This window comes from Roseovarius aestuariivivens, assembly GCF_004761875.1.
Classification (GTDB): domain Bacteria; phylum Pseudomonadota; class Alphaproteobacteria; order Rhodobacterales; family Rhodobacteraceae; genus Roseovarius; species Roseovarius aestuariivivens.
Genome location: NZ_SJEY01000002.1, coordinates 77,369 through 103,476 on the forward strand (window position 1 = coordinate 77,369; position 26,108 = coordinate 103,476).

Annotated in this window: 26 protein-coding genes; 13 read left to right on the forward strand and 13 right to left on the reverse strand. The window is 61.2% G+C overall.

All coding sequences use genetic code 11. The annotated features are described in order from the left end of the window. The first annotated feature begins 31 nt into the window (after window positions 1-31). Genes thiB through EZV60_RS03830 form a run of 3 tightly spaced genes read left to right on the forward strand, consistent with a single transcriptional unit; the run spans window position 32 to window position 3,217 of the window. Window positions 32-1,006, forward strand: a complete 975-nt coding sequence (gene thiB, locus EZV60_RS03820) for a thiamine ABC transporter substrate binding subunit (protein ID WP_135502343.1) — start codon at window positions 32-34, stop codon at window positions 1,004-1,006. After that, window positions 982-2,538, forward strand: coding sequence for a thiamine/thiamine pyrophosphate ABC transporter permease ThiP (locus tag EZV60_RS03825; protein ID WP_135502345.1), 1,557 nt, complete (start codon window positions 982-984; stop codon window positions 2,536-2,538). Before thiB ends, EZV60_RS03825 begins: the two co-directional genes overlap by 25 nt. Then, window positions 2,525-3,217 carry a thiamine ABC transporter ATP-binding protein gene (locus EZV60_RS03830; protein ID WP_135502347.1) on the forward strand — a complete coding sequence of 231 codons (693 nt, stop codon included), beginning with the start codon at window positions 2,525-2,527 and terminating at the stop codon, window positions 3,215-3,217. Before EZV60_RS03825 ends, EZV60_RS03830 begins: the two co-directional genes overlap by 14 nt. 77 nt (window positions 3,218-3,294) lie before the next feature. On the opposite strand, the gene EZV60_RS03835 is transcribed toward EZV60_RS03830, so the two are convergent. Then, window positions 3,295-3,531: an EF-hand domain-containing protein gene (locus EZV60_RS03835; RefSeq protein ID WP_135502349.1), complete on the reverse strand. Its 237-nt coding sequence runs from the start codon at window positions 3,529-3,531 to the stop codon at window positions 3,295-3,297. Window positions 3,532-3,766: 235 nt separating this feature from the next. Further along, the gene (locus EZV60_RS03840) at window positions 3,767-4,762 is read right to left on the reverse strand and encodes an asparaginase (RefSeq protein WP_135502351.1); all 996 of its coding nucleotides are present in this window, start codon (window positions 4,760-4,762) and stop codon (window positions 3,767-3,769) included. A gap of 201 nt (window positions 4,763-4,963) precedes the next feature. On the opposite strand from EZV60_RS03840, the gene EZV60_RS03845 reads away from it, so the two are divergent. Then, window positions 4,964-5,479 (forward strand): invasion associated locus B family protein, encoded by a 516-nt coding sequence (locus EZV60_RS03845; protein WP_135502353.1) that lies wholly within the window; start codon window positions 4,964-4,966, stop codon window positions 5,477-5,479. Between the two features lie 44 nt (window positions 5,480-5,523). On the opposite strand, the gene EZV60_RS03850 is transcribed toward EZV60_RS03845, so the two are convergent. The 3 genes from EZV60_RS03850 to EZV60_RS03860 all read right to left on the reverse strand — a co-directional run bounded on the left by EZV60_RS03850 (window position 5,524) and on the right by EZV60_RS03860 (window position 8,668). Beyond that, on the reverse strand, window positions 5,524-7,047 hold the full coding sequence (locus tag EZV60_RS03850) for a pilus assembly protein TadG-related protein (protein ID WP_167853458.1): 1,524 nt from the start codon (window positions 7,045-7,047) through the stop codon (window positions 5,524-5,526). Between the two features lie 32 nt (window positions 7,048-7,079). Beyond that, on the reverse strand, window positions 7,080-7,490 hold the full coding sequence (locus EZV60_RS03855; protein WP_167853459.1) for a TadE/TadG family type IV pilus assembly protein: 411 nt from the start codon (window positions 7,488-7,490) through the stop codon (window positions 7,080-7,082). Between the two features lie 230 nt (window positions 7,491-7,720). Next, window positions 7,721-8,668, reverse strand: coding sequence for an L-threonylcarbamoyladenylate synthase (locus EZV60_RS03860; protein WP_135502359.1), 948 nt, complete (start codon window positions 8,666-8,668; stop codon window positions 7,721-7,723). 123 nt (window positions 8,669-8,791) lie between these two features. Here EZV60_RS03860 and EZV60_RS03865 point away from each other — a divergent pair, with 123 nt between their 5' ends. From EZV60_RS03865 to EZV60_RS03880, 4 genes are all read left to right on the forward strand, one after another. After that, window positions 8,792-10,510 carry an acyl-CoA dehydrogenase gene (locus EZV60_RS03865; protein ID WP_135502361.1) on the forward strand — a complete coding sequence of 573 codons (1,719 nt, stop codon included), beginning with the start codon at window positions 8,792-8,794 and terminating at the stop codon, window positions 10,508-10,510. Further along, complete coding sequence (locus tag EZV60_RS03870; protein ID WP_135502363.1) at window positions 10,510-10,965, forward strand: DUF6173 family protein; 456 nt, start codon at window positions 10,510-10,512, stop codon at window positions 10,963-10,965. The genes EZV60_RS03865 and EZV60_RS03870 overlap by 1 nt, the downstream gene beginning before the upstream one ends. Before the next feature lie 91 nt (window positions 10,966-11,056). Beyond that, the gene (locus EZV60_RS03875; RefSeq protein ID WP_135502365.1) at window positions 11,057-11,191 is read left to right on the forward strand and encodes an aa3-type cytochrome c oxidase subunit IV; all 135 of its coding nucleotides are present in this window, start codon (window positions 11,057-11,059) and stop codon (window positions 11,189-11,191) included. Between the two features lie 45 nt (window positions 11,192-11,236). Beyond that, window positions 11,237-11,857: a hypothetical protein gene (locus EZV60_RS03880; RefSeq protein ID WP_210115060.1), complete on the forward strand. Its 621-nt coding sequence runs from the start codon at window positions 11,237-11,239 to the stop codon at window positions 11,855-11,857. A 7-nt stretch (window positions 11,858-11,864) separates the two neighbouring features. On the opposite strand, the gene EZV60_RS03885 is transcribed toward EZV60_RS03880, so the two are convergent. Next, window positions 11,865-12,191, reverse strand: coding sequence for an AzlD domain-containing protein (locus tag EZV60_RS03885; protein ID WP_135502367.1), 327 nt, complete (start codon window positions 12,189-12,191; stop codon window positions 11,865-11,867). Next, entirely contained in the window at window positions 12,188-12,907 is a 720-nt protein-coding gene (locus EZV60_RS03890; RefSeq protein WP_135502369.1) for an AzlC family ABC transporter permease, read from the reverse strand. Before EZV60_RS03890 ends, EZV60_RS03885 begins: the two co-directional genes overlap by 4 nt. A gap of 69 nt (window positions 12,908-12,976) precedes the next feature. Between EZV60_RS03890 and fdhD the strand changes: the two genes are divergently transcribed. The 5 genes from fdhD to EZV60_RS03915 are packed head-to-tail and all read left to right on the forward strand — an operon-like array spanning window position 12,977 to window position 17,628. Continuing rightward, window positions 12,977-13,864: a formate dehydrogenase accessory sulfurtransferase FdhD gene (gene fdhD, locus EZV60_RS03895; RefSeq protein ID WP_135502371.1), complete on the forward strand. Its 888-nt coding sequence runs from the start codon at window positions 12,977-12,979 to the stop codon at window positions 13,862-13,864. Further along, a complete protein-coding gene (locus EZV60_RS03900; RefSeq protein ID WP_135502373.1) occupies window positions 13,861-14,394 on the forward strand; it encodes a hypothetical protein in 534 nt (177 codons plus the stop codon). The genes fdhD and EZV60_RS03900 overlap by 4 nt, the downstream gene beginning before the upstream one ends. Then, a complete protein-coding gene (mobA, locus tag EZV60_RS03905) occupies window positions 14,391-15,035 on the forward strand; it encodes a molybdenum cofactor guanylyltransferase MobA (protein ID WP_135502375.1) in 645 nt (214 codons plus the stop codon). The genes EZV60_RS03900 and mobA overlap by 4 nt, the downstream gene beginning before the upstream one ends. Then, a complete protein-coding gene (gene mobB, locus EZV60_RS03910; RefSeq protein ID WP_135502377.1) occupies window positions 15,032-15,523 on the forward strand; it encodes a molybdopterin-guanine dinucleotide biosynthesis protein B in 492 nt (163 codons plus the stop codon). The genes mobA and mobB overlap by 4 nt, the downstream gene beginning before the upstream one ends. Next, complete coding sequence (locus EZV60_RS03915; RefSeq protein ID WP_135502379.1) at window positions 15,520-17,628, forward strand: molybdopterin-binding protein; 2,109 nt, start codon at window positions 15,520-15,522, stop codon at window positions 17,626-17,628. Before mobB ends, EZV60_RS03915 begins: the two co-directional genes overlap by 4 nt. A 148-nt stretch (window positions 17,629-17,776) precedes the next feature. On the opposite strand, the gene EZV60_RS03920 is transcribed toward EZV60_RS03915, so the two are convergent. The 6 genes from EZV60_RS03920 to EZV60_RS03945 form a co-directional block, all read right to left on the reverse strand. Further along, window positions 17,777-19,561, reverse strand: a complete 1,785-nt coding sequence (locus EZV60_RS03920; protein WP_135502381.1) for an ABC transporter ATP-binding protein — start codon at window positions 19,559-19,561, stop codon at window positions 17,777-17,779. Window positions 19,562-19,726: 165 nt separating this feature from the next. Continuing rightward, complete coding sequence (locus EZV60_RS03925) at window positions 19,727-20,308, reverse strand: amino acid synthesis family protein (RefSeq protein ID WP_135502383.1); 582 nt, start codon at window positions 20,306-20,308, stop codon at window positions 19,727-19,729. After that, window positions 20,301-21,143: a UPF0280 family protein gene (locus EZV60_RS03930; RefSeq protein ID WP_135502384.1), complete on the reverse strand. Its 843-nt coding sequence runs from the start codon at window positions 21,141-21,143 to the stop codon at window positions 20,301-20,303. The genes EZV60_RS03925 and EZV60_RS03930 overlap by 8 nt, the downstream gene beginning before the upstream one ends. Beyond that, window positions 21,140-22,582 carry a 6-hydroxynicotinate reductase gene (locus tag EZV60_RS03935; protein ID WP_135502386.1) on the reverse strand — a complete coding sequence of 481 codons (1,443 nt, stop codon included), beginning with the start codon at window positions 22,580-22,582 and terminating at the stop codon, window positions 21,140-21,142. Before EZV60_RS03935 ends, EZV60_RS03930 begins: the two co-directional genes overlap by 4 nt. Then, complete coding sequence (locus EZV60_RS03940) at window positions 22,579-25,266, reverse strand: molybdopterin-dependent oxidoreductase (protein WP_135502388.1); 2,688 nt, start codon at window positions 25,264-25,266, stop codon at window positions 22,579-22,581. Before EZV60_RS03940 ends, EZV60_RS03935 begins: the two co-directional genes overlap by 4 nt. Next, on the reverse strand, window positions 25,263-26,102 hold the full coding sequence (locus EZV60_RS03945; RefSeq protein ID WP_135502390.1) for an FAD binding domain-containing protein: 840 nt from the start codon (window positions 26,100-26,102) through the stop codon (window positions 25,263-25,265). The genes EZV60_RS03940 and EZV60_RS03945 overlap by 4 nt, the downstream gene beginning before the upstream one ends. Window positions 26,103-26,108: the final 6 nt, after the last annotated feature.

Consider the following 26,108-nt stretch of genomic DNA (forward strand, 5'->3'; position numbering starts at 1 on the left):
ATTCCCTTAATCGTGAAAGAAGGAGGGCGTCATGAAAACAATTGCAGGTGTCGCTGCGGTAATCACCATAACCGGTGTCGCACAGGCCCAAGACCTGACCATCTATACCTACGACAGCTTCGTGTCCGAATGGGGGCCGGGGCCAAAAGTGGAAGCGGCCTTCGAAGCAGAATGCGGATGCGATCTTGCGCTGGTGGGCATCGAGGACGGCGCAGCCCTTTTGGCGCGTGTCCGCCTTGAAGGCTCTCGCAGCGATGCTGACCTCGTTCTGGGCCTCGACACAAACCTGATCGGCGCAGCCCGCGAGACAGGCCTTTTCGCGCCGCATGGGATAGAGCCTGAACTTGATCTGCCGATCGCTTGGGCGGACGAGATTTTCGTGCCCTATGACTGGGGTTTCTTCGCCTTCGTGACCGAGACGGGCCAAAACCGGCCTACGAACTTCCAATCCCTCGCCGACAGCGACACCAGCATCATCATCCAAGATCCACGCTCCTCCACTCCGGGGCTTGGTCTGCTTATGTGGGTTAAGGCTGCCTATGGTGACGAAGCACTCGGGGTCTGGGAGGGGCTTGCCGACAATATTGTCACCGTGACGAAGGGCTGGTCCGAAGCCTATGGTCTTTTTCTCGAGGGAGAGGCGGACATGGTGCTGTCCTATACCACCTCCCCCGCCTATCACCTGATCGCCGAGGAGGATGGGAGCAAAATGGCGGTGGCGTTCGACGAAGGCCACTATATGCAGATTGAGGTCGCGGCAAAGCTGGCCTCTTCCGATGCGCCGGATCTCGCGGATAGCTTCTTGGAATTCATGCTCTCAGAAGCCTTTCAGGAGATCATCCCGACGACCAACTGGATGTATCCGGCCAAAATCCCTGAGGCCGGCTTACCTGACGGTTTCGACACCCTGATCACGCCGCAAAACCCGCTTCTCTTCAGTGCCGAAGAGGCCGACGCGCTGCGCGACGAAGCGCTGAGCGAATGGCTGACCGCGCTCAGCCGCTAAGCGCGCGCGCCGGAATTTGGGCCGCCGCTGGAGTAGCGGCGCTGATTTTCGGAGCCTTCGCCGCCGTGATTTGGCGCGCAGAGGCCGGTCGCGGGCTTGGTCCTTCCGACTGGGCCGCGTTGCGCTTTACCGTTGTGCAGGCTGCCCTCTCAGCCCTGTTAAGCGTTGGTTTTGCCATTCCGGTTGCGCGTGCTCTGGCGAGGCGGCGGTTTCCCGGTCGTCGCGCGCTCATTGCTGTGATGGGTGCCCCTTTCATCCTGCCCGTGATCGTCGCCGTTCTGGGGCTGATCGAGGTCTTTGGACGATCCGGGTGGGTCAGTCAGGCCCTAGGATTTCTTGGCGTTCCACCCCTGCAGATCTACGGCTTTCATGGCGTGATCCTGGCCCATGTTTTCTTCAATCTGCCGCTCGCGACCCGACTTATCCTGCAAGGCTGGCAAGAGGTTCCGGCGGAAAGATTTCGACTTGCCGCGCAGCTTGGTGTTGACCGTTGGGCCATGACGCGGCTTATCGAAATTCCGATGCTGCGCAAGGTGGTCCCCGGCGCTCTGGCCGTGATATTCGCCATTTGCCTCACAAGTTTCGCGGTGGCGCTGATCCTCGGTGGCGGACCTCGAGCCACGACCATCGAACTGGCGATCTACCAGGCATTCCGTTTTGATTTTGATCTCGGGCGTGCGGCGCTACTTGCCGGGATTCAGATCGTCTTGACCACGGGCGCGGCGGTGGTCGCTCTTCGCCTTGGACAAGGTGACAGCTTCGGCGGCGGACTAGATCGCGCCGTACGTCGTTGGGATGCTACGAGCCGACTGGCCAGACAAATAGACACCCTCTGGATCCTCTTGGGTACTGTCTTTCTGCTGCTGCCGCTTCTGGCGATCACGCTGTCGGGCCTCCCGGGCCTTGCCGATCTGCCCTCGTCGGTTTGGCAGGCGGCGGCAACCTCACTTCTTGTAGCGACACTCAGCACGGTTCTTGTTCTGCTGCTCACGCTGCCAATGGCTGTCGCAATCGCATTTGGCCGCGATAGGCTGGTCGAAGTCAGCGGGTTTCTCGGGCTCGCAGCGTCCCCACTGGTGATCGGGACCGGACTTTTCGTCTTGATACGGCCGGTTGCCGATCCGATGGCACTGGTGATCCCCGTGACAGCAGGGGTAAACGCGCTGACCGTTCTCCCATTCGCGCTTCGCATACTTGTGCCGCGCGTGAAGGACATCGTCGAGGGGCAGTCCCGTCTTGCGCTCACCCTTGGGATCACGGGTCAAAACTTTGTTCGGCTCGTCCTTCTGCCCCGCATGCGTGCACAACTGGGGTTCACCGCCGGGCTTGCTACGGCGTTATCGATTGGGGATCTGGGTGTGATCACGCTTTTCGCAGACCCGGACATCGCAACATTGCCCCTGCAGATCTACCGCCTTATGGGCGCCTACCGGATGGAAGCCGCGGCGGGCGCATCACTCTTGCTGTTGATACTTTCCTTCGGCACATTCTGGTTGCTTGACAGGGGAGGACGAGGTCATGCTGAGACTTGACGACGCCGTCATCGCCAACGGCGCGTTTCGGCTTCAGGCAGACCTCGAGATTCCGGCACAAAGCAAGGTCGCGGTTATCGGTCCCTCCGGTGCGGGCAAATCCACGCTGATCGAGGCCATCGCCGGATTTCTTCCGGTTGAAACCGGGCACCTGCTTTGGAACGGGCGAGAAATTACGAACGATCACCCAAGCACGCGTCCTGTTGCCATGCTTTTTCAGGACGGCAATCTATTTCAGCATCTCACTCTTGCGCAGAATGTCGCGCTTGGCCTTCATCCCGATCTGCGACTTTCACCCGACGACCAGAAGAAGGTAGATGCAGCTCTTGACCGCGTCGGGCTGGCGGGCTTCGAGAGGCGCAAGCCTGCTGATCTTTCCGGAGGGCAGCGCAGCCGGGCCGCTCTGGCGCGAGTTCTCGTGCAAAGACGTGGTATGCTTCTGCTTGATGAGCCTTTCGCCGCCCTTGGTCCAGCTTTGCGCGCGGAAATGCTCGACCTTGTATCCGAGCTCGTTTCCGAGACCAGTGCAACGCTCTTGATGGTAAGCCACGATCCTCAGGACGCGCGCCGGATCACGAACCTTGCCGTGCTCGTCGCAGAAGGTCGCGCGGCAAAACCCGTCGACACCGAACAGCTTCTGAACAACCCTCCACCGGTGCTTCGGAAATACCTGGGCTAAACCCTTTCTTTGAATGAAATGGGCCGGCAGGCACAAGCGCACCCACCGGCCTTGTTGCAACGCTGTTGTGCCGCGTTTTAGGCAGGCAGAATGCCGGCCTCTTGGCCCGCGGTTACCTCTTCTTCGCTCAGCAAGCCGTCGCCATTGCTGTCGAGTTCATCGAACACCGCCGGCGAAGCATCGGGCATGGCGCTCTGGAATTCTTTCATCGAGACCAGTCCATCCCCGTCGGTATCCATCGGCGTCGCGGCAAGCGCGAGGCCCGGCACGAAAAGCAGAACGGTCAGAGCGGTGGCTTTGAGGTCTTTGGTCATGAGTGTTTCCTGTCTGTTAGGGTCACGTCCGTGGGCTGATCACCCGCCGGAACTTCAATCTGGCGCTGCCTCGGCAAGATGTCTTGGGCAGGGTTTTGGAGTACAGGATTTCCGCGAAAACGGGCCGGAATGGGTCTTTGGCGTTGGCGGCCCAAGGATCAACGCGAGCAACACTTCGCCACCGGGCGGAAACCGGCGCAGATCGACAAGGCTTTTCGGCGAATGCGCGCGCGACTCAGAGCAGCCCAGAGACGGGTTTCATCACGCCCGTTTCCTGTTTGCGGCGGTTGAGAACCGGTGCATTGCAGAATCGGCGGGCCGTCGGATGCGAGGGATCGAGAAGGCCCAGGCGGATCAGAATTGCCGTAATCGTGCAATTCGCGCCACGCGTGGCCCCATCGGCAATCTTGACGGCAATACCCAGACCGCGTGTTGGTGCGATACCGATAAAGTAGCCCTCGGCACCTGTTTTGACCGCAACCGGTTCAGAACAGGCGCGCATCAATTCGGTACAGGCTCGGCGCTCTCCAGCGACGAGGTCTGGGTGGGCGATCATTGCTTGCCAGAGACGGATCGCCGCGCTTTGGCGGGCGTCCGCGCCTTCCGTCGCACCAGCAAACCACGCCATAGCCCGGGCCATACCATGCATTGTCGTAAGAAAATTCGGCGCGGCACAGCCATCGATGCCATGCCCGGGGCTTGATTCTCCCGTCACGTCCTCGAACGCTTCCAGGCAAGCCTTTTGAACCGGGTGATCAATGTCGACATATTCCGATCCTGCGTTCAGATGCTGCGACAGGGTCAAGAAGCCTGCATGCTTGCCCGAACAGGCGTTGTGAACCTGACAGGGCTTTTCGTCATGGCAGATCATGTGATTGAACGCGGCCCGATCCTGCGGCATCTGCGGCCCACAGCGGAAATCGTCATCTGAAAAACCGAGATCGGACATCCAAGCATTGACCCGGTCAGTGTGAATTGCGCCGGCCTGATGCGATGCGCACGCGAGTGCGAGATGCTCCGGCGTGAGCCCGTGCGCGTCCGCTGCGCCGCTTTCGACCAGAGGCAGCGCCTGGATCATTTTGGCCGAACTGCGCGGATAAACGATCGCTTCGGGATTGCCCCAGGACTCGACGATATCACCGGAGGTGTCGCAGATCACGGCATGACCCAAATGCTGGCTTTCAACGATGGGGCCACGCCAGATTTCGGTCAAAGGAACAGGGTTGGTCATTGTGGCTCCTTCCATGCGATCCAAGCGATTCCGCACGCGGAAATTCGCCAATTCCGCCTTTCATGTCTCGCGTGTTTCAGGCTAATGTTGCAATGTCGAGAAGGAAATGGCCGCCACCGAGAAAATTCCGAAAAGGTATTTGGGCGGCCTTCACTTATTGAGGCTAAGGACAGCTTGGAGGCTGGACAGATGGGATCATGGATGACACGCGGCATCGCCGGGGGCCTTGTGGCACTGGGTGCAAGCGGCGCGTTTGCACAGGAATCGAGCGATAACCGCGTAGCGGCGGAAACCGCGTGGAGCGTGTTTGAAGACAACGACCCAAAAGAGTGCTGGGCAGTGTCGTCGCCCACTGAAACGGTCAATACGCGTGATGGGCGGGTCGTTGCCGTCCGTCGTGGCGACATTCTGCTGATGACTTTTTTCCGCCCCGGCGCGGGCGTTGATGGTCAGGTGACCTTTACCGGCGGGTATCCCTTCGCCGGTGGCTCGACCGTCAACGTCAATATCGGCGGCCAGGAATTCGAGATGTTCACGGAAGGCGAGTGGGCGTGGCCGGCAAGCGACGCGGATGATGCAAAGATCATCGCGGCGATGAAGCGGGGTACGGATGCGGTCCTGACCGCGCGATCTTCCCGCGGCACGATCACCAAAGATACGTTTTCTCTGCTGGGCTATACCGCATCGGTCGAAGAAGCAGAGAAACGCTGCGAGTAAATCCTTGCCGCCTTAGACAGGCGGCAAGGTCATCGCCCGTTAGCTTAACTGCCCGGTTCTACGAAACGGATCGCCTGCAAGGCCGGCACCAGACCGCTTGGCGGCAGATTGCAGGAATTGAAGGTATGACTGGAAGCAACATCGATTTCGCCTGACGCCATGAAGCCAACACCGGAATGGTCAATCGACGACGAAGAACTCGCTGCCGACAAGTGGATATTTCCGTCGACCACGAACTGCACATTGGATCCAGCAAAATCGGCAGGCACATGCATATCACTGCGCGCAAGCACGACACTGCGCATATCGACGTCGCAACCCCATGCTGTGTCCCCGATAGTTGCACCCGATCCCGCAGTCACGGTCGCCGTGGCGGAGATCCGGTTCGACAACAGAACCACCGACTCGATGTCCGCGTATTGGCCAAAATCCAGCGAACAATTCGTCATGATCGCCAATTCCTGAAGCGGGCCACTTGTCAGAGCTCCGCTGCCCGTTGTTGTAGCGGTTGTCGTATTTGTGGTTGTCGGAAGCTCCTGACCCAGATTGAGTTGGGTCTTTCCCCCGTTACCGTTGGCGACACAGGTAACGTTGTAGGTGAGTCCTCTTGGAATATCTGGCAACGCCTCGAACTCGGCCTCGGTCATGGTTATTACCGCTCCACGCGACAGGCTGGTATAGGTGATACCCGCATCATCGAAAATCTGCGCGGCACCGGCCTCGACTGATTTGCCAAAAAAGAAATCGTCCTTGATGGCTGTATCCCCGGTGCCCATGAAAGCGGCATGAACGCTGTCGATATGGGTCTCGAAATCCGGCATGATAAAGTTGCGCTCGAACGACGCAGCGCTGGCACCGGGGTTGGAAGTATCATCGCATTTGCTGTTACAGCGCGCGAGATCCGGCATGCTGAGGCCTGCGGTCGCTGCGATTCTGTTCTGTTGCGACATCCATAGTTGATCTTGGCTGTGCAGGCAGTAGCCCGGACCGATGCTGTTTGAAGACGACAGGCGCAACTGTCCCTGAGCGTATATTCCGTCCGTGCTTTTACAAGCGCGGGTCTCCGCGACAACGGCAACACCGTCGACGGATAGGTCGAGATACTTCAGATTGGTCTCTGTACCGAAAGTCAGCAGATCCGACAGGCCGAGAATCAGCGTACGTATGGGGTTGCCAGAGCCGTCGTTGCGGCTCAGCGTGACGCGAACGGCGTTTGGCTTGCCGGACGTAGAGACGTTATTACTGTCAGGATCGTAATTCAGGAACTCCACGTCCCCGACGGCGTCGGTAAAGACGTTGCCCCACTCCTGCTGGGGCATGTTGGCCTCTACCGCGCTCAAGACAGCTGTACGGGCCTCCGATTCGCTTTGACCCATTGCGAGATGCACCACCCCGGCATGCGCGGCAGCATCCGCCGTTTGCTTCATCTTCTGAGAGTTGCGCCAGTAGTTCGATCCATCGACAGCCAATCCGCCGATCAAAAGGATCATCGCCGCGGTGAAAATTCCCATTACAGTCCCGCCGCCGTCATCGCCGCGAATGAAGCCGGCGAACCCGTCCTTGAACATGACCGGTCTCGAAGAATATTTTCTGCAAGTCATTAGCTCGGCTCCATGCTCTGGATCACCGTTGCGTCGATTTCTTCGTCGAGAACGAAGCCGATGGCGTTGAAGACCGACAGGTCACGGGCGGGCGCGGACAGGTTCACCGTCACGGTGGAATTGGTGATGGTCACCTCGGCAGTCGGTGTGGCCCACCCGTTCGACGCGCGTGCCTTGGCGTAAGCTTCGGCAGCAGTGGCATCCATGGCGTGGCGTGACACAAGCCGCGCCGTATCGCGGGACACATTCCAATAATTGGACTGAGTCATGAAGAGGATGCTGGCGTCGATCACGAGCATGAGAATGCCGAAGAAGATTGGCATCCACAGGACGAATTCAACAGAGGCGCTGCCCTCGGTATCCCGTCGAAAAATCCGACAAGAGCGGCTGGCCTTGGAAAGGAGTGACATGACGTATGATATCCTTTTCGAACGTTTCTGGTCTGGTGGCATCGACGCTAGAAGCGTTTGCCTGGTGGCTTTAACGTTGTTCACTGATATCGGCGCAGGGCACGATGTGCCTTGTAACAACCATAATTACGCCCGAGAATTTGGGCGAAAGTATGCCCAAATTTCGTCGGGCTTCGGACCTACCGTTATAATTTAAAGGTATTTTTTATGGCGGTGGGGTGGCGGTGCAATCAGAAGCGCGGCGCAGCCGCCCGGCACAAGCGATCGTTGATCGCAAGCCCGAGTCCGGTTTCAGGGATCGGTGCCACGGCAATGCCACCGGTCGCCATGTCGTCAAGCCTGTGAAGATGTGCAAACAGATTGGCAGCCGCCTCGGTCAAGTCACCTGCCTGCGACAGATTCAGCGTACAGGTCATCGGCCCGAACCCAAGATAGAGTTCGTCGGCTCGGGGTTCTGTAACATTGAGCCGGACATGCGCACCCGGAGCGTAGTGCGACGCCATCTGCCCTGGCGCGGACAAGGGTTCATTGGACTCGCGGTGCGCCAAAGGGGCACCGAGCGCCGCCTCGATCACTCCCGTCGGAAGCCCGCCGGGACGCAGCAAGATCGGTTGCGACCAAAGCCCGAGAATTGTCGACTCGACCCCCACATCGCAAGTGCCGCCATCAAGGATCGCCTCGATCCGGCCCGAAAGGCCGGTCGCGACATGCGCCGCGGCGGTCGGGCTGATCCGACCGGACGGATTCGCCGACGGCGCCGCAAGCGGCCCTCCGAATTCCGAGAGCAAGTCACGCGCAACGAGGTGTGCGGGCATCCGCACAGCCAGCGTTGGCAGTTCTGCGGTGACGAGGGGCGAAAGACCGGTGTTTGACTTGAGCGGCAGGACCAGCGTCAGCGGGCCGGGCCAGAAGGCCTGAGCAAGGCGATCGGCGGTATCGGACCACTCGACCAGCAGACGGGCCGCCGCAACATCGGCTACATGCACAATGAGGGGATTGAATCGCGGGCGTCCCTTGGCTTCGAAGATCCGCGCGACCGCCAGGTTGTTGCGGGCATCTGCCCCGAGGCCATAGACCGTTTCCGTTGGGAATGCGACAAGTCCACCCTCGGCCAGAATGGCGGCAGCGGCCTTGATGCCTGCGGGATCCGCGGCGAGGTGAGTGGTTTCGGCGCACATGAATGTCTGACGCGGCGTTTCAGTTGCGGGTTACGGACGATAGGATAAATTCTGCAAAACTGCTTACAGGTGCGCCGGTTCAAAGCCAAGCCGCGCCTTCCGATGAAAGATCAGGAGACAGACATGCCCTATCGTGCCCCCGTGGAGGATTTCCAGTTCCTGTTCGACCACGTGGTTGGTCTCGATCAGGTGACGTCCACCGACCGCTTTTCCGAAGCAACAGCGGATGTCACGGCTGCTATCCTCAATGAGGCGGGCAAGATGTGTGAAGAGGTGCTCGCCCCCTTGCAGCGCGCTGGCGATCTGCATCCCGCACGGCTGGAAAACGGGGTGGTGCGTACGTCGCCGGGATTCCCAGAAGGGTTCAGAGCAGTCGCTGAAGGGGGCTGGGTCGCCATTGCCGCCGATCCGGAATACGGCGGCATGGGCCTGCCCATGGCGGTGACCACCGCGGTAAACGAAATGATGAGCGCCGCCTGCCTGAGCCTGCAGCTTGCACCGCTGATGACGCAAGGGCAGATCGAGGCGCTGGAACATCACGCCAGCGACACGCTCAAGGCAACATATCTGCCGAAATTGGTCAGCGGTGAATGGACCGGCACGATGAACCTGACAGAGTCGCAGGCCGGCAGCGACGTGGGCGCCCTTCGCACCAAGGCTGAACCCAATGACGATGGCACCTACGCGATCACTGGTCAGAAAATCTATATCAGTTGGGGTGACCACGACTGCGCCGAAAACATCTGCCACCTCGTTCTCGCGCGGCTGCCGGACGGGGTGCCCGGCACCAAGGGCATCAGCCTCTTTCTGGTCCCGAAGTTCATTCCAGACGATGACGGCAACCCTGGCCGCGCCAATGATCTGCGCGTCGTCAGCCTCGAACACAAGATGGGCTTGCACGGCAGCCCGACGGCAGTGATGGAATACAGCGGCGCGACCGGCTGGCTTGTGGGCGAGCCGCATGACGGCATGCGCGCGATGTTCACGATGATGAACAATGCCCGGCTTGGTGTCGGCGTGCAGGGCATCGGCGTCGCCGAAGGGGCTTATCAGCATGCGCTGGCCTATGCACAGGACCGCAAGCAGGGTCGTAGCCTGATCGAAGGCGGCACCGGCACAATCCTGGACCATGCCAACGTGCGCCGAATGTTGGCGGGCATGAAGGCGGACACCTTCGCCGCACGGGCCATAGCGCTCGCCAATGCCGTAGCCATTGACATGGAGACCGCCACCGGCGCGCCGGAATGGTCGGCACGCGCCGCGTTTCTGACACCGATTTCCAAGGCGTTCGGCACTTACACAGGCATCAGCGTAGCGAATACCGGCGTACAGTTGCACGGTGGCATGGGCTATATCGAAGAAACTGGTGCTGCCCAGTATCTGCGGGACGTGCGCGTGACGGCCATCTACGAAGGCACGAATGGCATCCAAGCGATGGACCTTGTAGGCCGCAAGCTTTCCGATGGGGGCGAAGCTGCCTATGCGCTTATTGACGAGATCGAAACCCACGCCGAGCGGGCGCGTGAAACGCTGCCTGACCTGGCCGAGCCAGTGTGGCAGGCCACAGAAACCCTGCGCGAAGCGGTGGAGTGGATGGTTGCGCGACAGGATGTGAATGACCGATTTGCGGGGGCGGTCCCGTTCCTGCGCGGCTTTGCACGGGTGCTCGGCGGGCATTTCCACCTTTCGGCCGCCCTTGCCGAGACGGGCGAAGGAGCGCGCACGCGCCTCGCCCGGTTTTACATCACGCGGATTATGCCCGAACATGCTGCGCACCTTTCCCACGCAACTGCAGGGGCTAGCGATCTTTACGCTCTTCAAGCAGAGGACTTCGCGGCCTGATGGCCGAAAAGACCAACAAGAAAAACAAGTCCAAAGCGGCTGATCCGGACCCGTTGCCGCGTATTCACGAGGTTCACACCGATCCGGAGAAGACTCGCACCGATGTGCCCGAAGAGGTCGCCAAGAGCCCGGTAAACCTAAAAAGCCCAGCTCAATGGGCCTATGAGCGTCTCATCCTTTACATCCAGAATTTCGAAAAAACGCTGGATAACGAGCACGAGGTCGCCATGGGCTTTACTGGAGGAGAGGCGGGTATTCTGCGGATCGAGGGCATGGGCTATTTCGACCCCGATATCGTGACCTTCTACGGTACGGATCCCGAAGGTGTGAAATGTCAGTTCATTCAACATGTCAGCCAGCTCAACGTGATCTTGCGCGCTCTGCCGAAATCCGCTGCTGACGATGCTCCGAACCGGATCGGCTTTCGGCTTGTCGAAGACCTCGAAAAAGGCTGATCCCTGCGACCAACAGGGACGTGACACTCTTGCGATAATCCGCTATCCAATCGCCGAGTTCGAAATACCGCCAAGCATGAGGAACGGGATCATGGCAGAGCACAAGCACGGCGAAATGGATATCGAAGTGCAGGAGAAGACCTTTGAGGGTTTCGTCAAATGGGTGGCTTATTCTGCTGTCGTAATCATTCTGCTGCTGATTTTCATCGCGATGGTGAACGGCTGATCCGGTCCTCCACGCTGAAATGACGTTATGAGCAGGGACGTGAGTATGACACTGCGGGTGGGTGTGTTTGCCGGGCTGGCACTGGCGCTTCTGTCCGGATGTGCGGCGGAAACCGTCTGGGCACCCGACGATGCGGTGGCGAAAGCGGCTTACCGTCATGACGGCCCGCCGCGCCTGACGCTTTACACGATGATCAATCGCGCGTCGGGCAAAGGCGGTCACAGCTCTCTCATGATCAATGGCTCGCAACGTGTCATCTTCGATCCTGCCGGCAGCTTTCAGCACGAAACCATTCCCGAGCGGAACGACGTCGTCTTCGGCATCACGCCGATGGTCGAGGATGTGTACACGCGATACCACGCGCGAAAGACATGGTTCGTGCGCATTCAGGAATTAGATGTCGACCCAGCAACCGCAGAGCGTGTGATGCGACTTGCCAAGACAAAGGGACCTGTCCCTCAGGCGTTCTGCGCGCGCTCCACCTCGGAAATCCTGTCAGCGGTCTATCCGAACGCGATTTCGCAAACCTTCTATCCGGTCCAGTTGTCCAAGCAGTTCGCCCAACTTCCAGGCGTGAAAGAACAAAACCTCTTTGAAGACGACAGCGACGATAATTCGAAGGTTCTTGCTGAATGGGATCCGGCCGCGCGCACCGCAGCGCGGTAATTCCCGCCTATCCTAACAGATAGAGCATAAGGTAAAGCGCGCCGGCCCCGCTGACGATGGCGCCGATCGCGTTTTTCCAGATCAAACCGACGCTGATCGTGACTGCCGCCGCGATCAATCGCGCCGGATCGGGGTCTCCATTTGTAGCCGCGGGAAAAGCGACCATGGGCGCGACCAATCCGGGCAGCACAGCGACCGCCGTATATCGAAGATGCCGCAGAATCCAAGGCGGCAAGTCACGGTCGCCGATGAGACCGATGAACACGAACCGCAAGGCGAAGCTACCTGCGCCCAGGGCCACGATCACGAACCAGAGCCAGCCTGTGTCGATCATCCCGGCCACACCCCCCGCTGGACAAGACGCCGCTCCATCTCGGCGCCGGTGATCATGCCGCACATCCCTGCCACCAAAAGCCCGAGATTGTATGGAAGCCATGCGAACGCAAGTGCGACGACGATGGACACCAGCGCGGCGGCGACATGCGCGCGGGTACGCAACATCGGTGCGATAATTGCCAGAAACGTGATCGGAACAGCAAAATCGAGGGCAAGCCAGTCCGGGATCGAGCCGCCCAATTGCGCGCCGACCACGGTGAAGACAAACCAGAAAGGACAGATCGGCGCCACGGTGCCCCAGAAATAGACGAGTCTCTGGCGCAAGCTCCAGTGCGGGTTCAGCTCGTAGGCGAGCACGGAGCAGGCGTAGCTTTGATCGACGATGAAATAAGCGGCGAGGGCCCGGTGTAAAAGTGGTGCCTTTCCGAGGTAGGGTGTAAGAGAAGCTGAATACATTGCCATCCGCAAATTCACCGCGAGCGCCGAGGCCAGCACGATAAGCGTCGGCGCCTGGTCGACCATCAATTGCAGAGCGGTCAATTGCGCCGCGCCCGCGATCACCGCCACGGAAAAGGCGAGCGCCTCGATCACGTCAAGCCCGGCCTGTGCGGCAACCACACCGAAAAGCAGTGCGAAAGGCCCCACTACGAGGAAGAAGGGCGCGGCGTCCTTCACTCCCTTAAGGAAGATGGATTTCGTGGTTTCCGTCGTCACGCCAAGGCCCTAGATTACCGGCCTGAGAGACCGCGGGATCCCAGCCCGCCTAAGGGTTTGGACGGAGAAATGCAATTGCCGATGGAAAAGCAGACAGACGACTATCTTGTTGCGCCGCAGCCGGGCGCGGGCAAGCTGACGCGGGCGGTCGATGGCGTTGATCACGAAGGCAATCGCGTAAAGCTTTCGGTGGTCGAGGAACGTCCACTCACGATATTTCTCAACGGACAGGAAATCGTCACTGCGATGACGATCGGCGATTATCCAGAATATCTCGCGCTCGGCTTCTTGCGCAATCAGGGTATGTTGCGTGACGGCGAAACCGTCCGGGGCGTCGAATTCGACGAGGATCTGGACACCGTCGTGGTCCGTACCGACGGGAAAACCACCTACGAGGAAAAGCTGAAGAAAAAGACCCGCACGTCAGGCTGCGCGGTAGGCACGGTTTTCGGCGACATGATGGAAGGGCTCGAAGACGTACGTTTGCCGAACCTCCGCGTGCGGACATCGGATCTTTATACGCTTGCCGCCAGGATCAACCGCACGCCCTCGCTGTATCTCGAAGCGGGGGCGATCCACGGCACGGTCCTGTGCCAAGGTGACCGTCCGCTTGTGTATATGGAGGATGTCGGTCGCCACAATGCCGTGGACAAGATTGCGGGCTGGATGCTGTCCGAAGGCGTTGGCCCCGAGGACAAGGTACTTTACACCACGGGCCGGCTGACCTCGGAAATGGTGATCAAAACCGCGTTGATGGGTATCCCCGCGCTTGCCTCGCGTTCGGGCTTCACCGCCTGGGGTGTGGAGATCGCGCAGCAGGTCGGGCTGACCTTGATCGGTCGTATGCGGGGCCGGCGCTTTGTTTGTCTTGCTGGCGCTGACCGGCTGGACTGGGATGCCGATCCGGATTCGGTGGATGAGGAGGACCGCAAGCATCGCAGGAAAAGCGCGGGATGAAAGATACCCCGATCGACCTTTTCTATACCGTGCCGCTGGAATTGCGCCGCCGTGCTTTTCGCGTGGCCACAAACACCGTTGAAACCCTCGCCCGTCGTCGTGTCGCCAGTTTCTGTTGGTTTCTTCTCGTGATTCTGATCTTATTCGGCCTGGTCTTTTTCCTGCGAGAGACGTACCCACAGCTTCCCGAAACGGTGATCGGCATGATTTTCCTAGCCGGGCACATCATGGCATTCGTCGAATGGAAACTGTCCAAACGTCGCCGCCGCGAGGTTCAAGCTGGTCTCTGGACACGCACGGATCAGGCAAGCACGACGCTCAACGCCAATCTTGCTGGCCTCAAATTCATCTCCAACGATAGCGGTGCCTGCCTGCGGTCGCGCGCGATCGAACAGAACGCGCCACTTAAGGGCGAGGGTTTGCTGCGCATCTCTACAGATGTAATGGTCGTTCCTCTTTTGGGCCTGCCAGCGGGCGAGACGCCGCAAACGATCCTCGAGACATTTGATGCGGGGCGGACAGCGCAATGAGCCGACCTTTGGGTGTCATCCTCGCCGGGGGACTGGCGACGCGCATGGGCGGCGGTGACAAGGGCCTATTGCGCGTCGGTGACAAAAGCCTGCTAGAGCACGTGATCGCGCGACTTTCCCCACAAGTGGACAGACTGGCCCTGAATGCCAATGGTGATGCCGACCGGTTCGCCGAATACGAGCTGCCGGTGTTGCCCGATCCCCTGCCCGGCTACGGCGGTCCCTTGGTCGGCGTGCTTGCCGGTCTGGACTGGGCTGCCGGTCAAGGCGCACGTAGCATCGTGACCGTGGCCGCCGATACGCCGTTTTTTCCGCTCGACCTCGTCAAACGGCTGGAAGAGGCGACCAAAGGCATGACGCATCCGCTGGCTCTCGCGGCCACTCCGCGCGGCCAAGGTGAGCGCACGAAATCCATGAGCCGCACAGGGCTCATTCGGCACCCCACCTTCGGCCTTTGGCCTGTCGCCCTGCGCCAAGATTTGCGCGTTGCGCTCGAAGGCGGGCTTCACAAGGTAGTTCTCTGGACCGATCGACATGATGGACGAGAGGCCGTCTTCGATACACCCGATGATCCCTTTTTCAATGTGAACACACCCGACGATCTGGTTCGGGCGCGCAAGCTGGCAGAGGCACAGTCATGAGAATATTCGGTGTGGTTGGCTGGAAGAACGCAGGCAAAACAGGCCTGATGGAACGGCTCGTGAGGGATATCACGGGCCGGGGGTTTTCTGTCTCTACCATCAAGCATGCCCATCACAGTTTCGACGTGGACCACCCCGGCAAAGACAGCCATCGTCATCGAGAGGCAGGAGCGACCGAAGTGCTTCTGGCGTCTCGCAAACGGTTTGCCCTCATGCACGAAATGCGGGGGGACGCGGAACCGCCCCTGTCCGAGCTTCTTTCCAAGCTGGCGCCAGTCGACCTGATCCTGATCGAAGGGTACAAGCGCGACACACATCCCAAGGTCGAAGCATACCGGGCGGAAACCGGCAACGCCCTGATCGCGCCAGGGGACAAAAGCGTACGAGCGGTGGCGAGTGACACCCCGCTCGACCTCGACCGCCCCGTTTTCGATCTCGACGATACCAAATCTATCGCGGATTTCATCCTATCCGAGGTCGGGCTGTGACCCCATTTGACACGGTCGCGATCGTCGACTGGTCCAGCGGAAACGACACCGGGCCGAAACCGCGCCGTGATGCGATCTGGATTGGCCAGACGCGCAACGGCCGGGACAGCGAACCCTATTACAGTCGCAATCGGGCGGACGCGGAAGCTTACCTATCAAAGCTGATTGAGAAAGAACTCTCTGCCGGGCGCCGACTTTTTCTCGGGTTCGATTTTCCTTTCGGCTTTCCGACGGGCTTCGCGCAAGGCCTGGCCGGCAAATCCGATCCCTTTTCGGTCTGGGATTGGCTCGAGGCACGGATCGAGGACAGTCCGCGATCTAACAACCGCTTCGACGTCGCCGCCGAAATCAACGCGCACTTTCCCGGCATCGGCCCCTTCTGGTTCAACGGTCTCAAGCGTGACGTGCCGGGCCTTCCCCGTCGCGACATTCGAAATGGTCACGGCATGGCCGAGAAACGCGACTGCGAGGGTCAAACGCGGGGGGCTTTCCCCTGCTGGCAAATGGGCGGTGCGGGGGCGGTCGGTGGACAAATCCTGACAGGGCTGCCGGTCTTGAATCGCCTGCGCCGCCGGTACCACGACAATCTGGCGGTCTGGCCTTTTGAGGCATGCGAGGCCGCCGTAACTCTAGTCGAAATCTGGCCCGGCTTGATTAATCCGGTCGTGAAACGGGCAGAAGCCAGCGGCGGGATCCGGGACGCCCACCAGGTCCGTCTTCTTGCGCGCGCCGTCGCCGCCTTGCCCCCCGATGCGCTTGCCGCCATGTTGGATGTGCATGCCACCGAAGAAGGCTGGATTATGGGATTGGGTCACGAAGACCAGCTGCAGAACGCCGCCGAAGAGCAACAGCCATTGCGGCCACCGCCGCTGCGGAACGACTGTTTCGCCCTGCCGGCCGGCGTCGACTGGACCCCGGTGGAGGACGCGCTCAGGCACTTGCAGGACAATCTGCATCCGGTGGTGTCGACGGAAACCCTGCCGCTGGCCGATTGTCTCGACCGTGTTTTGGCCACCGGTGTCGCCGCGCGCCGCGCGAATCCGCCCCAAGCCAATACGGCGGTCGACGGCTACGGTTTCGCCCATGAAAGCCTTGGCTCTGGCGATCAGGTTCTACCGCTCGTTGACGGACGCGCCGCTGCGGGGCGACCGTTTGGGCGCGCCTTGCCGCCGGGACACGCGCTGCGCGTTCTGACAGGCGCGGCGCTGCCAAAAGGCGTGGATACGGTGATTCTGCAGGAAGACGTCACCCTTGGCGACGGAAAGATCGCGTTCCGTGGCGGCATCAAACCCGGTGCCAACACACGCCGCGCCGGCGAGGATGTGGAAAAGGGGGACGAAATCCTCTCGGAGGGGCGCGTATTGACGCCGGCGGATCTTGCACTCGCGTCGGCCACCGGGTTGGCGCGGTTACCGGTTCGGTCGCGCCTGCGCGTCGCGATCATTTCGACCGGCGACGAATTGCGCGAACCTGGCGACGAAGCTGGCCCCGGACAAATCTACGATGCAAACAGGCCGCTTCTGCTGAGCCTCGCTCGCAAGTTCGGTTACGTCGCGGTCGATCTCGGCCGAGTGGAAGATGATCGAGAGGCGCTGCGCAGGGTTCTCGACCGAGGTTCGGTAGAGGCCGATGTGATCCTGACCTCCGGCGGAGCCTCCGCGGGTGACGAAGATCACGTGTCAGCCCTGCTCAACGAGACCGGAGCGATGTCGCAGTGGCGCATCGCGGTGAAGCCGGGCCGGCCGCTTGCGCTTGGTCTCTGGCAGGACACGCCGGTCTTCGGCCTGCCTGGAAACCCGGTCGCCGCAATGGTCTGCACCCTTATCTTCGCACGGCCTGCCATGCGCCGCCTGGCCGGCGAGACCTGGCGCGCGCCGCATGCAATCACCGTACCCGCAGCGTTCGAGAAATCCAAAAAGCCGGGTCGCCGTGAATTCCTCCGCGCGCGGCTGCGCGACGGAAAGGCGGAAATATTCAAATCCGAGGGGTCCGGGCGAATCAGCGGGCTTAGCTGGGCGGAAGGGCTCATAGAGTTGCCCGATGGAGAGATAAAGGTACAACCAGGAGATCCCGTCCGCTACCTGCCCTTTACCGCATTCTACTGAGTCGAGTTATTCTTGGCGAGAATAATCCCGCCGGAGGCGTCCTAAGCTAGTCCTCGGTGAATCCCCTAAATCAACCGCGCATCATCCGCGCTTCGCGCGGCCCGAGATATCTGAAGCGACCAAGACAATTCGTTCGCGAATCCTCGGATCACCGCCCGTCATAACCTTTCTTTTGCGCCTCATAGAGCTGCGCATATAGCCCGCCCTGCGCGAGCAGATCCTTATGCTTACCCTGCTGGATAAGGCGGCCCGACTCGAGCACAAAAATCCGGTCCGCGCCGGCAATGGAACTCAGTCGATGCGCCACAACGATGGTTGTCTTGCCTTTCGTCAAACGGTCAAGCGCCGCTTTGATGCGCGCCTCGGTCGCCTGATCGAGCGCGCTTGTGGCCTCATCCAGCAGCAGGATCGGCGCATCACGCAGAAAAGCGCGGGCTATGGCGATACGCTGCTTCTGACCGCCGGAAAGCTGAGCCCCCTTCGGCCCCACCGGCGCCTCTCCGCGGCGGCGCACAAGATCGGCGATCTCGGCATTTTCCGCGGCCTGCCAGATCTCGTCCTCGCTTGCCTCGGGATTGACATAGCGGATGTTGTCCCAGATCGACGCATTGAAGATAACGATATCCTGTGCCACCACCGAAAACGCCCCGCGCAGCGCGCTGACCTTTAGGTCACCGATGGGCGTGCCACCAAAAGTTATCTCTCCTCCCTGCGCATCGTAGAGCCGCGAGAGAAGCGACAGGATTGTCGTCTTGCCGGAGCCGGTCGCCCCGACGATGGCCGAAACCTTGCCACCTTCGAAAGTCATCGAAAGCCCGTCAAACAACGGCTGGTCCTTCGAGTAGGAGAACTGCACTTCGCGCAGCACAATGTCACCGCGCGTGTCGAACTCCGACACGGCGCCGGATCGATCGGTAATGGTGGGCGTCTCTTCGTAAAGCGCGCGCACGCGGTCCAGCAGCACGAGATTGGACTGCAGGCTACCGAAGAACTGCGCCAGAAGGCGCGCGGGATCGAACACCATCACCATGCCGAGCAGAAAGGTGATAATCCCGGCACCGTCCATGTCAAAGCTGGGCGACAAGACCATGTATCCGCCGCCGCCGATCACCAGCACGTAAACGAAGGCCGAACTCAAATCGATCGAGGGCATCACCAGCGCCTGCGTGATCTGTACCCGGTTCATCAGGTTGCGCAACGATACCGTGCCCGTCAGAAGGCGGGCCTTCTCGACCTCTTCCTGGCTTGCGATCTTGACCGTGCGCATTCCATTCACGGTTTCTTCGATGCCGTTCATGTACGCGCCAAGCGCCTGTTCAGCTTCACCCTGTCCCTGTTTGACGCGGTCCGAGACGAAATTCATCACCACGATTATGAAGGGCAGCACGACGATGGCCGCGGTGAACAGGACAGGGTTCTTCCAGATGAGATAGCCCGACACGACCACCACTGTCACCGCATCACGCACCGCCCCCGCAACGGCCAGTCCGACGAAGACACCAATCGCCTGCGTCTGCGTGACGATTTTCTGGATGATCTCACCAGATTTCGTGCGCTCGAAATAAGCCAGGTCGAGCGACATAAGATGATTGACCAAATCCCGACGCATCTCGAAGATCGCCTGGTTCGAAATACGCACAGTGATCATTGGCGCCAGAAAGGACACCACGCCGCGGACGGTAAAGAGCAAGAACACGACCACGCAGACCATGATCAGCTCGCGCAGCGCCCCGGAATCAAAGATCACGCGCAAGCCGCTTTCGGTCATTGCAAGAAATTGCTGATAGACGAGACCCTGAACAAGGATCAGCCCCAGCACCACCAGCAACATGCCGGAATGCTTACGTAGGTAGTGGCGCCAGAACCACCGCATGTTGTCACGGTCGGCCTGAGAATAAAGCCTCTGGCGTTTCGGCTTGGGCGGAGCGTTCATAGGGCGGAAGACCTTTCTGACCCGGGCGTTTGTCGGCCTATAAACGGTCGGGGGACAAAGGTCAGCCCCAACCTGTCGCACCGGTCCAGCGACGTTGCGGGCTGCACAGGCCGGATTGCCTCCGGCGGGAGCATTCGTGCCAAAAAGAAGCCCCTTTCGCGCGCATTATCTCAGACCGTCCTCGCCCTTGACCTGATCTACGGTCAGCCCTCCCATTCGGTCGTGCACCCGTCCGCCGCGCGCCATCGCGAGCACGAAAAGCAGTTCGTCGGCGCGGGGGCCATCGGGCAGTCCGATTTCCATCGCGTCGAAATGACTCCGGACATAGGCGGCGTTGATATGACCCAGCGGCACGTCGATACGGCTGCCGGGACCACCCTGTTTCATCGCAGACGGTACGATGGCGCGCGCCTCGCCCAACCTTTCGCGCATGGCGTAGCCGCCTGGCACATGCCAGAGCGCGGTATGTTCAAGCTCGCCCGCCGCGCCGGCCATGGCCGCCTTGCCATATCCATCGATCCCGGCAGGACCACCCATGGCATCGATAAGGCGATCGGTCATCATCAGACCAAGCGGCTTGAGATCTTCCATCGCTGTCTGAAGCTCTTCGGTATAGCTGCCTGCGAAAGGATTCCTGACGAGCGCCGCAATCGCGCCGCGTTGGCGAGGCGTGTCAGGCGGGGGGCCGCCATCGTGAAAGATCTCTTCGAGAAAGATAGCGACTTTACGCAGCGTAAATTCAGGCATGGTGTGGCTCTCTTTCCGTCAGCAAAGGCAGTGCGCCCGCGATCACGCGGCGTCCGCGCAAGGTCAAGCAGGCCGCGTCGATGTATCCGCGTGTGCGCAACGTGTCAGCGTAGACTCGGCCTCGATTGAGGGCAGTTTGCATCTCGGTGTCAGTCAGCGTGCCGACCGCGATGGTCACGCGCCGCTCACCCAGATCGCTATCGGGCGACAGCTCTATGGCGGGACGGCGCGTAACGGCCGGATGGTCGGGCAAATCCACCGCATTGGCGATCATGGTCGCTGCTGCATCCGCCACGGCCGCGCTTCGGGCAAGCACCGTGACGCTGTCGGCGATTCCGAAAGAATGGCTGCGCCCGCCACGCCCCGAAGTTGCGATGCCGCGGGAGGGATCGCACGATCCGATCCTCAAACCGGCGGGGGGATCGCCGGCAATGGCTGCGGTCATCGTCTCGCCGGCAGCCAGATGGAACGTGATGTCGCCGCCATTGTTCACGAAGGCGCGGGAAATACCGGGACCGTCGAGAATGGCCCGCAACACCGTATCGGCCCCGGCCCCAGCAACGGCCGCCATCGGCGTGATAAAGACCGGTGCAAAAGGCGCCACGGCTTCGAGCATCAGGCGCGCAGTTTCACCGGTGCAGGGCGCGCCTGCAGGCAATCTCAGCCGGGGCAAGTCCGCGACAAGTTCATCCAGAAGCGTGTCGAACCGGGCTACTGCACGGGCGTAAGCGGCACGCGCGCCCGGTCCTTCGATCCCGACAATCATATCGATGGGCCCATGATGGAGATGAAGCCGACGACCGTCAGGCAGCCAATGGGCCTGCGGACCGCTCATTCCGGTCCCTCCGGCGGGACCGCCCGCATTTCGCTACCGTACTCGCCCCCGCGTTCAAGCACATCACGCACCGCGCGTACGGCAGAATCATGTCCGCCAAGCGCGCGATAGGTCGCGCGCGGCAGCGTGAATTCCAGCGGAGCAACAAGGGCGGGCGTCGGGACATGTCCGAACGCGCCATCGGGCATGCGCGTGACGTCCACCATTAGGGTAATTCCGCCTCCGGGCCAGATATAGGTGGCCGCACCGCCACAGGTGACTTTCGTCTCTCCCGATTGCACCGAACGCGTGAGGGCAACCGGATTGCGCGTCACTCCAGAGCGTAAAGAGCCACCCGCGCCTGCCTGGAACATGACCGTGCAAAGCGCGGGTTCGCAATTCTCGGCGATCAGGCCGACGGAGGCGCGGAGACGCTCCGGCATCGGCGCGGGTTCCGGAACAAGCGCCTCGTTCAGCACGTAATAGCCCGCATGTTCGCCTGTCGTCGACACCATCAGGAGACTCAGCCCCGCCCGCGCCCCTTTCTTTTCCAGCCACGGATTGAGGATCGAGAGCGGATCTTCGATATCGGTGCCGCCCCATCCCGGACCGGGACCGGCCACCTTGAAATAGCGACCGGGCGTCGACCGATGTCCGCGAATTCGTATGCCGGATTCGGGCCAGTCCAGAACCTTGCCCGCCTGGTGTTCGCTCACCACGCCGGTGATGTGGTCGTCGACCACGACGACCTCGTCGACAAGACCCTGCCATTGGCTGGCGAACATCCCGATCGTAGCGGAGCCGCAGCCGACGCGCATGCGCTCTTCGCGCTTGCCATCGACGATTGGCGCGGCGCCGGCCTCGACGGTCAAAGCGGCCCCGCCATCGATCTCGAGGTCGACCGGTTCGCGATTGCATAGGCGCAAGAGTGCGGCACAGGTCGCGCGGCCCTCGGCCTTGCTGCCGCCGGTCAGATGTTCCACCCCGCCAAGCGAAAGCATCTGCGATCCGTATTCCGAAGTCGTAACGTGGCCAATGACCTCGCCGTCCACGCGTACGCTGGCGGTTTCGGTCCCAAGATGACGGTCGGTATCGATCTTCACCTTCACGCCGCAATAGGAAAAGATCGCCTCGGTGACGACGGTGACGACGTCTACACCTTCAATATCTCGGCTAACGATGAAGGGGGCGGGCTTGTAGTCTGGATAGGTCGTGCCGGACCCGACCCCGGTCACGAAAAGGTCGTCGGCCGACAGATTACCGGGCCAGTCCGCCGCCAGGAAAGGCCGCACCTCGCCGCCCGCCGCGACCCTGCGGTCAAGTAAGGTCAGCGGATCGCATCGTACCAGTCGCCCGTCTTCATTGGTGTAGCGATCACACGCCCCAACCTTTCCCGGCGCGATATAACACATGACCGGACAGGCATCGCATCGGATCTTGTCGGTCTGCCGCCTGCTCATGCGCCGGCCTCCCGGATTGCCGCCAGCACCCTGTGCGGCAAGGCCGGAAGCCGCGTGATCCGTGCGCCAGTGGCATGACGAATGGCATTGAGTATCGCCGGAGCCGTCGGTATTAGCACATGCTCTCCCAAACCCTTGGCGCCCATCGGGCCCTCCGGGTCGGGCACTTCCAGCAGGATCGTGTCGATCCTTGGCATGTCGCCTGTCGTCGGGATGAGGTAGTCGTGCAAGTTGTCGGTGCGGCCCGGCACGTAGTCCTCCATCAACGCCATGCCGAGGCCCTGTGCAATACCACCCTGCACTTGTCCGGTCGCCAGATCCGGGTTGATGATGCGTCCCACGTCATGTGCTGCGGTGATCCGTTCGACACGCACCGTGCCAAGCCTGATATCGACCGACAGCTCCGCGATCTGCGCACCATAGCCATAGACCGCATAGGGCGCACCCTGTCCGTTCTCGTCTAGCGCCCGCGTCGGCGGGTCATAGCTCTCTTCCGCCGAAAGAACGTAACACCTGTCATCTTCCGGCAAGGCGCTTAGATCGATATGACGGCGCGCTTCGCCTTCGCGCACGATAAGCACAGCCTCCTGCAGGCATAGCTCTGCCGCCTCACCCATATTGGTCATCTGCAGGATGCGCGCCCGCAACGCCTGCCCGGCGCGCAGCGCCGCGGAACCGGTCACGTAGGTCTGTCGCGACCCGGATGTCTTTCCGCAGTCCGGCGTGATGGCGGTATCCGCCCCAAGAATGGTGAAATGCGACAGCGGAAGCCCAAGCGCATCGGCGCAGATCTGGGGTATCACAGTGTTCGAGCCTTGCCCGATATCGACCGCTCCCTGGTGCAGACAAAGCCGGCCATCGCCCGTCAGTCCGACCCGGATCGTGGAGGGATTCGGAATGGCAGTATTCCCGCACCCGTACCAACAGGACGCGACGCCGACCCCGTAACGTACAGCGCCGGCCTGCGCATTTCTTGCCTCGGCCCGTGCGAGAGCCTCTCCCCAAGGGTCATGTAACGCCTCAAGACAGGCCGAAATGCCGACCCCATGAAGCGTTTGTCCACAGACGGTGGTCTGACCGTCCCGCAACGCGTTCAGGTGCCGGAAGGCCAAGCGATCCATCCCGACTTTCTCGGCCAGATCGTCGAACAAGGTCTCTTGCAGGATCGCAGCCTGCGGAACGCCAAAGCCGCGGAACGCGCCGGAAATCGGCTTATGGCTGTAATTGGCGCGCGCTTCGGCGTGGTAGGCGGTAATGTGATACGGGCCTGACGCATGTACAGGCACGCGACCTGCAACCGTCGGACCCCAGCTTGCATAAGCGCCTGTATTGAAATCGCCCTCAAAGTGCATACCGGTAATTTGGCCTGCCGCGTCGATGCCGATCTGCGCGGTCATCCGGGCCGGATGCCGCTTGGTCGTGGACCGCATCGATTCGGACCGGGTGTAGACCATCCGCGCCGGTCGCCCTGTCTTGAGCGCCACAAGCCCGATGAGGGGCTGCAAAGAGACGTCAAGCTTGGAGCCGAAACCGCCACCGGTGGCCGAAGGGATCAGCCTCACACGTTCTGGCGGCAAGCCAAGGATCTGCGCAGTGTCGTCGCGATCCATGACCGGCGCCTGCGTACATGCCTGAATCACCAGCGTTTCATCTTCCATCCACGCGATACCCGCCTCGGGTTCGATATAAGCATGCTCGACATAGGGCGTCTCGATATCACCCTCTGCCACGTGAGCGGCGCGCAGAAGCGCCTCTTCGGGATTACCTCGCCGCACCAGCCCCCTGATAAGCACATTGTCTGGATGCGCCTCATGGACGGGTGCCTCGGAAGGCAGGTCGGACCAGACGATCGGAAAACCCGAGAAATCCAATGTCTCTACGACGGCGGGCTCTCCGGCGATCAGCGCGACCGCTTCTCCGGCGAACCGGGCATGCCGCTCGGCCAGGGCGGGCTGATCGGCGAAGGCCGGGATCACGCCGAACCGGTTTGAGCCGTCGATGTCGCCTGCGGTAAACACCATGACCTCCGTCGACCGGGCCCATCCCGAAATATCGCCAAAGGTGAAAGCGGCAGGCGCATGGGGCGCGCGCACCGCCCGCACGAGAAGTGTGTCTTCACGGACATTGTCCGCCCCGAAGATCTCGGTTCCGGCAACCTTCGGCCCGCCATCGAGTCGCGGCACGGGCGCACCCACGGCACGACCAGCGGCGGGGTTGGGTGGCGTGTCATGCGTTGCTGTATCAAGCACCGCATCAAGGATCTTCGTATATCCAGTACACCGGCAAAGCACGCCGCCAAGCGCCTCTTCGGCTTCGGCCCGCGTGGGCGCCTGTACCTCGCGCAAAAAGGCTGTGGCGGTCATCACCATTCCTGGTGTGCAGATTCCGCATTGGGCCGCACCATGCCTCAGAAAGGCGCGCTGCAGAGGCGTATCGCGCTGCCCTTCGATGGTCTCCACGTTCCGCCCTGCCGCTTGCGCCAATGGTGTGAGGCAGGCACAGACCGGGACGCCGTCGAGAAGCACGGTACAGGCTCCGCAATCGCCGGCATCACAGCCGACCTTGGTTCCACGCAGGCCGAGCCCATCTCGCAGCACCTCGGAAAGACGTCGGGCCGGATCGGCCGGGAGTGACACCTGGTTTCCGTTGACCGACAGGCTCAATGTCTCGAGCGGCCGGTTCATCCCGCATGCTCCAGATCGGCCAAGGCCTGCCGGACAAGCTCTGCCGCTGCCGTGCCGCGATAGGCAGCGTCGGCGCGGATATCATCCAGCGGGGCCAAGGCAGGCAGAATAAGATCATTACGGACAGCGCGCGCCATCTGGCCCACAGGGCATCCGACCAACGCCGCCTCTTGCGCGGCGAGCCTTGTTGCCACCGGCCCACACGCCCCCACGGACAAGGCAGCCCGGGAAACCTTTCCGGCCTTTTCCACTATCCGCACCGCGACCATGGCGATGGAGATCACGAGATAGCGCCGCGCCCCGAGCTTTCGGAAACGTGACCGCCCGGCAAGCGCGGCGGCGGGTAGCCAAAACCCAGTGACCAGTTCGCCGGGACGCAGCGCGATCCGTCGGGGTCCCGTCACGAAATCTGAAAGAGGCATATGTCGCGACCCGTCCAAAGACGCAATTTCGACCTCGGCGTCTAGGGCCAGCAGGCAAGGCATCCCATCTGCTGCCGGCGACGCGTTGCAGATATTGCCAACAAGGGTTCCCGCCGCCTGAATCTGCGTCGATCCGACCTCGCGCGCGGCCTCGACAAGCATGTCTAGCGCCCGGGGCAAGTCGCCGCGCAGCATATCCCGCCAGCGGACACCCGCCCCGATCCTCATGCCGTCCTCGTTGCGCTCGATAGCCCGCAAATCGGCGATCCCCGTGATATCGAGAATCTGACCCGGCAAGGCCCGTGCCTCGGTCGCCGGGAAAAGATCGGTGCACCCTGCAGCGACCTGCGCGCCGGTTTCTGCCAGCACGTTCAGCGCGTCATCAAGGCTCGCCGGTCGGTGATAGCTTGGCACGCGCCT